This window comes from Pseudoalteromonas sp. SCSIO 43095 (assembly GCF_023650455.1).
GTDB classification, from domain to species: Bacteria; Pseudomonadota; Gammaproteobacteria; order Enterobacterales; family Alteromonadaceae; genus Pseudoalteromonas; species Pseudoalteromonas tetraodonis.
The window spans coordinates 1,201,136-1,212,926 of sequence record NZ_CP087995.1; the positions used below are offsets into that span (position 1 = coordinate 1,201,136).

General features: G+C 42.0%; 11 protein-coding genes. 3 read left to right on the forward strand and 8 right to left on the reverse strand.

Features of this window, described 5'->3' with window-relative positions:
• The first annotated feature begins 182 nt into the window (after nt 1-182).
• Complete coding sequence (locus LOC50_RS05760) at nt 183-1,607, forward strand: sodium-dependent transporter (RefSeq protein WP_036982471.1); 1,425 nt, start codon at nt 183-185, stop codon at nt 1,605-1,607.
• A gap of 53 nt (nt 1,608-1,660) precedes the next feature.
• Here the strand turns inward: LOC50_RS05760 and LOC50_RS05765 are convergent, their stop codons facing one another.
• A complete protein-coding gene (locus LOC50_RS05765; RefSeq protein ID WP_036982473.1) occupies nt 1,661-2,302 on the reverse strand; it encodes a CPBP family intramembrane glutamic endopeptidase in 642 nt (213 codons plus the stop codon).
• A gap of 231 nt (nt 2,303-2,533) precedes the next feature.
• Between LOC50_RS05765 and LOC50_RS05770 the strand changes: the two genes are divergently transcribed.
• Together LOC50_RS05770 and LOC50_RS05775 are read left to right on the forward strand one after the other, a co-directional pair.
• On the forward strand, nt 2,534-2,803 hold the full coding sequence (locus LOC50_RS05770) for an HU family DNA-binding protein (RefSeq protein WP_036954530.1): 270 nt from the start codon (nt 2,534-2,536) through the stop codon (nt 2,801-2,803).
• A 221-nt stretch (nt 2,804-3,024) separates the two neighbouring features.
• Nucleotides 3,025-3,603, forward strand: a complete 579-nt coding sequence (locus LOC50_RS05775; RefSeq protein WP_250653775.1) for a type 1 glutamine amidotransferase domain-containing protein — start codon at nt 3,025-3,027, stop codon at nt 3,601-3,603.
• A gap of 48 nt (nt 3,604-3,651) precedes the next feature.
• Here the strand turns inward: LOC50_RS05775 and LOC50_RS05780 are convergent, their stop codons facing one another.
• The 7 genes from LOC50_RS05780 to LOC50_RS05810 all read right to left on the reverse strand — a co-directional run bounded on the left by LOC50_RS05780 (nt 3,652) and on the right by LOC50_RS05810 (nt 11,699).
• The gene (locus LOC50_RS05780; RefSeq protein WP_250653776.1) at nt 3,652-4,983 is read right to left on the reverse strand and encodes an IS4 family transposase; all 1,332 of its coding nucleotides are present in this window, start codon (nt 4,981-4,983) and stop codon (nt 3,652-3,654) included.
• Between the two features lie 128 nt (nt 4,984-5,111).
• On the reverse strand, nt 5,112-5,933 hold the full coding sequence (trpA, locus tag LOC50_RS05785; RefSeq protein WP_028835137.1) for a tryptophan synthase subunit alpha: 822 nt from the start codon (nt 5,931-5,933) through the stop codon (nt 5,112-5,114).
• Nucleotides 5,930-7,114: a tryptophan synthase subunit beta gene (gene trpB, locus LOC50_RS05790; protein WP_036983443.1), complete on the reverse strand. Its 1,185-nt coding sequence runs from the start codon at nt 7,112-7,114 to the stop codon at nt 5,930-5,932. Before trpB ends, trpA begins: the two co-directional genes overlap by 4 nt.
• A gap of 7 nt (nt 7,115-7,121) precedes the next feature.
• Nucleotides 7,122-8,486 (reverse strand): bifunctional indole-3-glycerol-phosphate synthase TrpC/phosphoribosylanthranilate isomerase TrpF, encoded by a 1,365-nt coding sequence (gene trpCF, locus LOC50_RS05795; protein WP_250653777.1) that lies wholly within the window; start codon nt 8,484-8,486, stop codon nt 7,122-7,124.
• Nucleotides 8,479-9,516 carry an anthranilate phosphoribosyltransferase gene (gene trpD, locus LOC50_RS05800; protein WP_250653778.1) on the reverse strand — a complete coding sequence of 346 codons (1,038 nt, stop codon included), beginning with the start codon at nt 9,514-9,516 and terminating at the stop codon, nt 8,479-8,481. Before trpD ends, trpCF begins: the two co-directional genes overlap by 8 nt.
• A gap of 10 nt (nt 9,517-9,526) precedes the next feature.
• Complete coding sequence (locus LOC50_RS05805; RefSeq protein ID WP_013465081.1) at nt 9,527-10,129, reverse strand: aminodeoxychorismate/anthranilate synthase component II; 603 nt, start codon at nt 10,127-10,129, stop codon at nt 9,527-9,529.
• Nucleotide 10,130: 1 nt separating this feature from the next.
• Nucleotides 10,131-11,699, reverse strand: a complete 1,569-nt coding sequence (locus tag LOC50_RS05810; RefSeq protein WP_250653779.1) for an anthranilate synthase component 1 — start codon at nt 11,697-11,699, stop codon at nt 10,131-10,133.
• Nucleotides 11,700-11,791 lie beyond the last annotated feature (92 nt).

The window sequence follows — 11,791 nt, forward strand, 5'->3', positions numbered from 1 at the left end:
ACTCTCAAAATTTGTTAAATTTAATTAACTGCATACTAGCATAGCGTTGATAATTGGTGAATTAAAAGTGTTTATGGCGATGTTTACAGCAAGAATGTTTTTTTACGCGGTAATTGCTTGAAAAGCGTTGTGTAACACTGGTAGAGTCCCTTGGATAAAATAAATAATAACAAGGTTATTACATGAGTGAAAATAGAGAGCACTTTAGCTCCCGCTTAGGATTTATATTAGCAGCGGCGGGTTCTGCTGTGGGCATTGGTAACTTAGTAGGCTTTCCAGTTTCTGCGACTAAGAATGGCGGTGGTGCATTTTTGCTCGTCTATGCTTTGTTCGTCGCATTCATTTGTTTACCCGTCATGATGGCCGAAATGGCTATGGGTCGCCACGCACAAAAAGATCCTCTTGGTGCATACAAGGCGTTAGCCAATAACGACAAAAAATGGAAGTTTGCTGGCTTTTTAGCCGTGTTAACGCCATTTATGATTGCCGTTTTTTACATGGTGATCACAGTGTGGATTTTTGGTTACTTAAGCCAAACCGCATTTGGTAATTTGGATAAGTTGGCAAACCCTGGGCACTTTGATGAGTTTATTAATAGCTACACGGTGTTTGGTTACATGGCACTGGTTGTGGTGATTGTTAACTTAATATTGGTCGGTGGCGTAAAAGATGGCATAGAAAAAGCGGCTAAATTTTTGATGCCGGCGTTATTTGTCATGCTTATTATATTAGTGGGTTACGTACTCACCCTTGATAACGCAATGGCGGGTGTAAAGTACTATATCATTCCTGATTTTAGTAAAATGAATGCCAGTGTTCTTAATGGCGCATTGAGCCAAGCGTTTTTCTCGTTGTCGTTAGGTATGGGTATTTTAATTACGTATGCCTCTTACATTTCTAAAAAAGATGACATTGTGGGTAGTGCGAAAATGGTTGCCATTACCGACTCATTAGTTGCCTTTGTTGCAGGCTTAATGGTGTTACCGGCTATTTTTAGCTTTGACCCAAATACCGATCCAACAAAGTTATCTGACTCGTCAGTTTCAATGATTTTTGTGTACTTACCAAAAATATTATTAGCGTTACAACACGATATTGGCTACTTTGGTGCCTCTGCCGTGGCGTTTATTTTCTTTTTGCTGGTATTTTTTGCAGCAATTACATCATTGGTATCGATTGTCGAAGTGCCGACTGCCACACTAAGTGACCGTAAAGGTATTAGCCGTAAAAAAGCGCTAGGCATACTTACCTTATCAACCGGTGTGTTAACCATTATGTGTATTATGTCGTTTGGTATGATTGACAGCCTCACGACCCTTACTAGCTACGGCAGTGGTAACAAGAGCTTTTTTGATATTGTATATGACGTGTTCTACGACACTATTTTACCACTCAATGGTTTAATGGTGTGTTTGTTTGTAATGTATAAATGGAAGAAGGTTCGTTTAAGTGAAGAGCTAAGACAAGGTTCGCCTAATTATGCGAATAGCTTTATGGAAAAGTACGTTAACTTTTCACTGCAAACGTTTATACCAGCGATTTTACTGCTTATTTTTGTAAACACCGTTGCGACCAAGTTTTTTAATATCAGTATTTTTGGTTTTTAATTAAACTTAATTTAATCAAGCCGCGCTTGTCGCGGCTTTTTTGTTGCGGTTAGTTAATTCAGTGCACCCGAATCTAAGTAGTCACCAATCCCTAGGGTAAACATCCAAATACCCCATAAGCTGTGCTCAATAACACAGGCAAAAGTTGAGCGGCTTTGCGCGTAGGTATAGGCAAATAGTAAGCCACCGACAAACGCTAAACTAACAGCTATCCAATTGGCGTATATAATATGTGCCAATGCGAATACACTGGCACTAATAATAATGCGCAACCATTTACTGGGCATAATGCGCTTATAGCGATGAAAAAAATACGTTCTAAATATTAACTCTTGCGGGATCACCGACAACAAAGGGTAGAGCAGCAATAGCATCAGCCAATCGGTGAGGTTTTCACGCGGTAAAGTAAACCAGTGTCCTTGGTAGAGTAGGTTATAAAACACCCCTGAAAATAATGCGCCAATAAAGAAAAAGCTAAACATACGGCGCTTCACAGCAGAAAAGTGCCCCATACTGGTTAATCTAATGCGCTTAAAGTGAATGTCGTTTAGCAGCAGCATACAGCACACACTCATTAAAATGATCAGTGCTGGAATAAGCCAGTTAGATAAATACTGGCGAATATTAAAGCCAATTAAAGGCAGGATGATAAAAATAAAGGTAAATTCAAACCAGCGGTATTGATTAGCGTTCACGTTTGCTCACGGTGATTTTTATTTCATCTTAGCAAGCGATTAAGTCATCTTTATGACTATAAAACAGCCAAACTGATTATATTTAACGCCACTCATTACCCCTTATGCACTTTGGGCTTGGTTAAGGTTGACTTACCCCCTTGTAACCCTTAGCCTGCCTGCTTTTATTTTTACATCATTGTATTGCCACGCTAGTTGGCTAAAGCCAGCGCGTGTATTTAGGAGCAAAAAATGAATAAGGCAGAACTTGTTACAGCCATGGCACACACGAGCGAGTTAACAAAAAAAGACGCACAAGCAGCGTTAACCAGCTTACAAAAGGTGATTACCAAATCATTGTCTGAAGGCGATCAGGTACAAATATCTGGTTTTGGCACTTTTGCATTAAGTTACTACCCAGCCCGTACAGGTCGTAATCCACAAACCGGCGAAGCAATAGAAATAGAAGGGGCTAATAAAGCCGTATTTAAGCCAGCCAAAGCGTTAAAAGACAGCCTTTAATTGTCAATGCCTGTAAGGGAGTTTTGTTATTCAAACAAAGCATGTACCTTGCAGGCTATTTTTATTATTCCTAAGTGGTCGTGTAGTATCTGCAACCACTGTAAATAATTTACATAGCACTCTAATCTCCTTATATAAAACGCCAATATTATCAGTATGTTATTTTTGGTATGTGGTATGCAAACTGCTCTGTGTATCAAAAATAAGATAAGGAGTATTTAATGAGTAATTTACATAGCAGCACCCGTTTACAAGGTAAAAAAATTGCCATTTTAGCCACCGATGGATTTGAACAAAGCGAGCTACTTTCGCCGCAAAGCGCATTACTAAAGGCGGGCGCCGATATAGAGGTGGTGTCTATTAAAGAAGGGCAGATCACTGGTTGGAATAAAGATAATTGGGGTGAAAAAGTAACCGTTGATAAATTAGCATCAGATGCCAATGCCACTGACTATGATGCACTTTTATTGCCAGGTGGTTTGTTTAATCCCGATAGCTTACGTCAAAATAAAGATGCCAAAGCGTTTGTTGATGGCTTTTTTGGAGCTAAGAAAAACAAACCCGTGGCCGCTATTTGCCACGCGCCGTGGTTATTAGCTGAAATTAATAAGCTCAGAGATAAAAAAGTGACTTCTTTCCCTAGTATTAAAAGCGATTTAATTAACGCCGGAGCTCATTGGGTAGATCAAGAGGTGTGTGTTGATAACGGCTTAGTCACTAGCCGCAGCCCTGCAGATTTAGATGCATTTAATGCAAAATTTATTGAAGAAATACTTGAAGGTAAGCACCAAGCGCATTAGCTGTGGGCTTTTAAATAGAAAAGGGCATATTACATTAACACCACTCGTTTAAGAACGAGTGGTATTTTTTCGTTTATATCTAACCGGATATTTTTGTGTCTTTGCCAGCACCGCTCGAGGATAAGCTTTTCGCTTTCTTTTCTCCGGTAATATTAGCCGTTTACCGTTTTCACGTAGTTCTTTTAGCTTTTTAGGGATTGTCCCTGGGCTTCGACCTGAACACCATAAAAACTCGTCTTGTATGAGGTATAATGCGTTAATAAAACTGATGCGTAATGGCTCAACTTTATGGGCTTTAGCCATCTCTGCCATTTCAAGTCTCACGATATTATATGATGTCAGAATACCCCAGAGCTCTTGATAAATACCTTCCTGTTTCAGGCTACGTAATGCTGGTTTATTTGATAGTTGATACTGCTTGAGCTCACCATAGCCTCGCTCTATTTCCCATCGTTGCCAATACACATCGAGTAGCGCTTTCAGCGGGTACTTTTCTGGACAGACGCATGAGGTGATGAACCCTTTTATTTCCCCTTTAGGTGTCGGAATTTGAATAAGCCTTGCTTGCCATGTATCACCTAGGTAAGGGGCTGATTTCTTAGCTTGTGGTGAAATAGGCATTGTTATTAAGTGGTCGTAATCGCTAAATGACTCCGTTATTTCATAGCGCATTTTGCTTTTGATGGGCGTAAGCCAATGATGATTTTCGCTAACACCTTGCCAGCTCGTAAATAGTTCAGCCGAAAAGAAGCCTCTATCAAATAGCGTCAATGAATAGTCAGGTGCTGAGCCAACAAGCTGTTGAGCATAATGAATTTCACTTTGAGTAATGGGGCCAAACGCTGCATCGGATATTAAATGCGTTCTTGTCGACATCAAGGTCACAGCAAGTACTGAGGGGAAGTTTGTTGTCGATTTAGCATAGCCAAAGTGACGGTTACTCGGTGTATCTTGAGTTTTAAATTGTGTACCGTCAATGCTGAGCAGCTTTAAACCACACACATCATCAAAAGTTTGCGACTGCTCCCACTGCGTTGCTGTATGTTTAAAAAGGTGTTTCATAGGCGCTGCGCCTAGCTTTTCTTTCCCTTTTATAATACTGCTCGTCGCCAATGGTGGAAGCTCTCCTTTAGCGTCAGGAAAAGCGAGCTCTAGTTTGTCACAGACTTCAGATATTGAGCGGTTTCTTAATAAACCAATCCCTAATACAAGCCAAGCAGCTTGCTCGGCGGGGAAACGTCGTTTACGCACAGAGGCTCTCCCTGTTTGAGTAACGGCTGCTTCAATCCACTCAAGGGGAATATGCTTAGTAAACGAATCAATATCACGATCTTGGCTAAACTCAGTAGTAAGGTGTAATTCTTTAATAAATTCAGACATAAAAATAGGCCACAACTTTTGTTGTAGCCTATTATGAAGCCTCTGAAAGATCGTTCAATTAACTTAAACGATCCGCATTACATATTACATGCCCTTTTTTATTGATAATGATAAAACACAGCTTGCTATTAAAGTGCAGTAGCGGCTTTCATATCGCTTACAAATGTTTTTAGCTGCGTGGTCATTGCATCTAAATCATCTAAGTTTGCTTCAATAATTTTTACCACAGCAGAGCCCGAAATAGCCCCCGCAGCACCGGCTTTAAGTGCCGCTTTTACATCTTCAGGCGTTGAAATACCAAAGCCTAATAATGCAGGTGCACTGTGGTACTCTTGTAAGCGCGTAACCACATGGGTTGCTGGCATTTGTGCTTTGGTGTCTGTACCTGTTACCCCAGCACGAGAAAGCAAGTAGGTGTAGCCACGGCCGTATGATGCACATTCACGCAGGGTATCGTCACTGGCGTTCGGTGTAGCGATAAAAATCGGGTCGATACCATTGGCCATGGCGGCTTTTCTAAACATTTTTGACTCATGTAATGGCACATCAGCCACTAAAATAGAGTCAACACCCACTGCTTTTGCATCGGTGTAAAACTTTTCTAAGCCACGTTTAAATATTAAGTTTGAATACAATAACAAACCAATTGGAATGTCGGCGTTATATTCACGGATCTCTTTAATAATATCAAAACAGTCTTGCGTATTAATATGCACGTTTAAGGCACGAATATTGGCTTTTTGAATGACAGGGCCATCGGCAATCGGGTCGGAAAACGGAATACCTAATTCAAGCCCGTCAGCACCGCCGTCAATTAAGCTTTTAATAATTTCGATGCTTTGCGCTTTACCTGGATCGCCAATGGTCACAAACGGTACAAAAGCACCCTGGTTTTGCTCTTTAAGCGCGGCAAACATTTGTCCATAACGGTCAGTTTTTACGTGGCTCATAGTTGACCTTCCTCTGATAATACCTTGTGTACGTGGGCTAAGTCTTTGTCGCCACGACCACTTAAATTAATAACAATGATACTGTCTTGCGTTTGCTCTTCTGCATATTCGAGAGCATAGGCTAGCGCATGACTTGATTCAAGCGCAGGAATAATCCCTTCGTGTTTAGCTAATGCTTGAAAGGCATCAAGTGCTTTGGTGTCGGTAATACCGACATATTGAGCACGGCCAGTTTCGTGCAAAAAGGCATGTTGAGGGCCAACTGCGGGGTAATCTAGTCCCGCCGATACAGAGTAAGACTCTTCAATTTGGCCATCTGTATTTTGCATAATATAAGTGTAAGTACCGTGCAAAATACCTTTTGTTCCTTTACAGATAGTTGCGCCATGTTCGTGCGTGTCTAACCCTTTACCTGCAGGTTCAACGCCAATGAGTTTAACGCTTGGCTCATCAATAAAATCGCTAAACATACCAATTGCGTTAGACCCACCGCCTACACACGCAATAACCGCATCAGGCAAACGGCCTTCGGCTTTAAGTACTTGTTGTTTTGCTTCTTCACCAATAATTTTTTGATATTCACGTACAATAGTCGGGAATGGGTGAGGACCCGCTGCAGTACCTAAAAGGTAATGAGCCTCTTGATAATTGGCAGACCAATCACGCAGTGCCTCGTTAACCGCATCTTTTAATGTACCCGAGCCTGCGGTTACCGGAATAACTTCAGCGCCCATTAGCTTCATTCTAAATACATTTGGTTGTTGGCGTTCAACATCTTTTGCACCCATATAAATGCGGCATTTTAGTCCAAGTAACGCACAGGCAAGTGCCGTTGCAACGCCGTGCTGGCCGGCGCCTGTTTCAGCAATCACTTCTTTTTTACCCATACGTTTGGTAAGCAGTGCTTGGCCTAAAACTTGGTTTGTTTTGTGCGCACCACCGTGGAGTAAATCTTCACGCTTTAAGTACAGTTTTACTTTTGGGTTTTTAACTAAGTTACGCGTTAAAGTAAGCGGGGTAGGACGACCCGCATACTCGTTGAGTAATTTACTTAGCTCTGCCTGAAATTCAGGATCTTTTTGTGCTTTATTAAATTCGTTTTCTAACTGCTTAAGCGCAGGGACAAGCAGTTGGGGTACAAACATACCGCCAAACTCGCCAAAATAAGCTGGATTTTGCATTTTAACCTCAATAATTTCTGATACTTGTAAAAGCATGATGTAGTTTGTTTGCACACTTTTTACCTGGAGACTCTTCAACACCTGAATTTAAATCAAGCCCAAGAGCACCTTGAAAAAGTGCATCGCTAATATTGTCTGGGTTTAAGCCGCCAGCAAGCATAAATGGGGTCGTGGCATCGCGAAGTACCGACCAATCAAATGTTTTGCCTGTGCCGCCAGCCTGTGAATCACTGTGGGTGTCGTATAAATGGCGATCGGCTCCTGTAATCGGTTGAGGCAAAGCATCTTTGATGGCCTGTGCTTTCCATATTTCACAATGACGTGGTAGTCCATTACGTAAGGATGCAATGTAATGTTCATCTTCTTGGCCATGTAATTGAACAGCAGACAGTTTTAGTTGTTTAGCGTGCTCAGCAACCTCTGCTATGGCGGCATTAACAAACACCCCAACAAATTTTAAAGGGGCACTTTGGCTGATTTCTTTGGCGCAATCTAAATCGACAAAGCGCGGTGATTTTGGATAAAAAATTAATCCGCCATAAAGGGCACCGTTGTTGTAAGCCGCAATGGCATCTTGATTACGGGTTAATCCACAGACTTTGTTTTCGCCTAGGATTACGTGGCGACACGCTTGTAATAAATCAGCCTCAGCCATTAATGAGCTGCCAATTAAGAATCCATTACATAAAGGCGCTAAACGCTTTACATCTTGATGGGTATAAATACCTGACTCTGAAATAACCACTTTATCGTTAGGAATAAGTTTACGTAGTCGTTCGGTTGTGGCTAAGTCGGTGCTTAAATCGCGCAAGTCACGATTATTAATACCTATTATTTGTGCATTGAGTGCCAGTGCACGATGCACTTCTTCTTCGTTACTCACCTCAGTTAGTACCGACATATTTAACGAATCGGCGACGGCATGCAGTGCTTTATACTGCTTATCGTCAAGCACTGATAGCATCAGTAATATAGCGTCACCACCATAAATACGTGCCATATAGACTTGGTATTCATCAATAAAAAAGTCTTTACAAATAAGTGGCTGCTCTACTTGGCTGCGCACAAACTCAAGGTAATCAAAGCTACCCTGAAAGTACTTTTCGTCAGTTAATACACTCATACAAGTGGCATACTGCTTATACGCTTGGGTGATTTCTGTTAAATCAAACGGCTGACGAATTAACCCTTTAGAAGGCGATGCCTTTTTGCACTCTAAAATAAACTGCGTGCCAGGTGCCGCTAACGCTTGATAAAAGCTACGTGTGGTGGGTTTAGCTTGATGCTTAAAGCTCTCAAGTGGGCGCGCTGCTTTGCGTTCAATGAGTTCTATTTTTTTATCGGCAATAATTTTGTCTAATACATTAGCCATGACTTACCTCAATAATTGCATTTAGTGTGTCCATGGCCTTGCCTGAACGTAATAATGAGTGTGTTATTTGTGCACCTTGTTTTAACGATTGTGCTTGGCCAGTTAAGTACAGCAATGCAGCAACGTTAACAATAATAGCGGCGTTATGTGCCTCGCTACCTTTGCCCTGTAAAATGGCAAGGCTGGCGTTTGCATTGTATTGTGGGCCTTCACCGGCTAATTGTTCAAGTGAATAGTTTGCAAGGTCAAAATCACTAGGGTTGAGTGTGTATTGGGTGATTTTGCCGTTATCCAGCTCAACAACCTGTGTTGGGCCATGCAAGGCGATTTCGTCGGTGCCAGAGCCGTGAACTATCATAGCGCGCTTAGTGCCCAGAGTATGAAGAGTTTGCGCCATAGGTAGGCACAAAGATTCATCGTATACCCCCAGTAATTGAACATCTGGGGCCGCGGGATTAGCTAGCGGCCCAAGAATATTAAAAATAGTACGGGTTTTTAAAGTGGTTCGTACGTTCATCGCATGGCGCACGCCGCTGTGATAGTGCGGTGCAAATAAAAAGGTAAAATTTGTATGTTCAAGGCATTTAGCCGCTTGCGTGGGAGTCATATCAATATTGATCCCCAAGGCTTTGAGTAAATCAGCAGACCCTGAGTTACTTGATACACTGCGATTGCCATGTTTTACCATATTAACACCGGCAGCGGCTGCCACAACTGCCGCGGTTGTACTGATATTAATAGTGTTCGAACCATCGCCACCGGTACCACAGCTATCGGCAAGTTGAGTTTTATTGGTTATAAATGCCACGGCGTTTTCACGCATTGAGGCCGCGGCACCGGCGATTTCATCGCTTATTTCACCTTTCATTTTAAGGCTAATTAACAGTGCAGAGAGCTCAATATCGCTTATATTCCCTTGCATTATTTGATCAAAAAGTGTTTTTGCTTGTGCATAGCTCAATGATTGCTTGGCAATAACGTGCTCAATAGCCTGTTGAACATTAAGCGAGTTTTGTAATTGTGTAGTCATAATGTTCCCTTTATTTGGCACGCGTTAAATAGGCAACGCTTTGCTGCAGCAGCATAGCGCCATTGGGCGTTAAAATAGATTCTGGGTGGAATTGATAACCCAGCGCAGTGTCTTGATGATGATAAATAGCCATTGGAATATCTTGATACTTTGCAATAACCGCTAAGTTATCAGGTACTTTTGTGGCCATTAATGAGTGATAACGCGCCACTGGCATAGTGCTGCCCATTCCGTTAAACACCGGGTGATCGTCTAACTCAATAATTGATGATTTACCATGTACGGTTTCACCAGCATGACCGATTACTCCGCCATAACTTTGTGTTAGTGCTTGTTGGCCTAAACAAATGCCTAGCATTGGAAATTTACCTTTGCACAAGCTAATTAATTCCATTAGGCAGCCCGCATCACTGGGTGCCCCTGGACCTGGCGATAAAACCAGTAATACCTGCTTGTGCTCTGCCTGCATTTTGTTGAATATTACTTCAGCGCTAATGTTATTTCTGTAAACAACTAACTCAGCACCTAGCATTGTTAGTTCATCAACAAGGTTATAGCTAAATGAGTCAAAGTTATCTAAAAAGTAAATTTTAATAGGGTGTGCTTCACTCATTTTATACAGCCTCATATGTCGATTTAATCGCGGTGATCACTGCCTGTGCTTTAGCGCGGGTTTCGTTAGCCTCTGACATTGGGTCTGAATCAAACACAACCCCAGCGCCAGCTTGCACATAAGCAATATTATTTTTAACAAAGGCTGCACGAATAACAATACAGCTGTCCATTGCACCATCACCAGTTAAATAGCCAACTGCGCCGCCATAACTGCCGCGGCGCTTTCCTTCGGTTTGGCGCACAAGCTCTGCAGCTCTTACCTTTGGCGCGCCCACTAATGTGCCCATGTTCATACAGGCTTGATAAGCATGTAGGGCATCTAGTTCGGGTTTTAATTTCCCCACCACGCGCGACACTAAGTGCATTACTTGTGAGTAACGGTCTACTTTTAATAGCTCTTTGGCATGGCGCGTACCCGGCATGCTAATGCGCGCCACATCATTACGCGCTAAATCAACCAGCATTAAATGCTCTGCACGTTCTTTTTGATCGTTTCTAAGCTCAAGCTCAATACGGCTATCTAAATCAGGGTTGATTTGTCCATTAGCAAATTTGCCGCGAGGACGTGTGCCGGCAATCGGATAAACCTCGACCTGTTGGGATTTAACTTCGTATTTAAGCGCGGACTCAGGAGATGCGCCAAATAATGAGAAATCTTCATCGCGCATATAAAACATGTACGGACTAGGGTTTTGTTTTTTTAGCTGGCTGTAGGCATGTAAAGAGTCAGGACAGGGTAGTGAGAAGGTACGAGAGGGCACCACTTGAAAAATATCGCCATCGACTATGTGTCGCTTGAGCTTAATTACTTGCTGGCAGTATTGCTCATCACTAATATCAACACTCACTGGGCAGTCGCCAGTTTGGCTTGGTGCGCTGAAATCAGCAGCATGGTCGCATAATGTATTCAAGCGCTCTAATTGTTTGCCTACTTCAAAGCAGTTTGCATGTACATCAGGGCCATTAAATACGTTACCAATTAATTCCGTTGTTTGCTTTTGATGATCAATAACAACCAGAGTTTCTGCTAAATAAAAAACATAGTCTGGACAGGTGTTTTCCCCGTCGGGTACATCGGTGAGTTGTTCAAAATTAGCCACCATGTCGTAGGCAAATACACCGCCTAAAAACACCGAGAATGGATTGTTAGTGGTACTTTTAATGCTGTTTAAACAGGTGCGTAATGCGCTAAAAGCATTATCTGCAATCAGCTTACTGGCTTGGTCTATTGTGTCATCTGTTGGGTGATACGCCAGTGTTAGTGTGGTATCGGATAACTGTGATGCGCAGTTTTTTACATTAGCTTGTAAATAGTTGAGTAACTGCTGCCCGTTATTTGATTGTGCTGTTACGCTCACTTGATTGCCTTGGCAGACAATACGCAGTGCACAATCAACGAGTATTAAGCTTTTTACGCTATCTTTAGAATCTATCTCTGCAGATTCAAGTAATAGTGAGTTAGGTTTATCAAGTGCGGCATACAATGCAAGTGGGCTACTTATGTAGTCTCGTACTTGCGTTATGCTGGTCACTTCACCTGGTGTTGTTGTTATGTGACTAAAAATCAAACCTCATCCCCTAAAAAAATAAAACCCCGCAATGCTAAGCAGTGCGGGGTTTGAATAACGATGTCTAAATTATAGATAGACCATTACCGTCC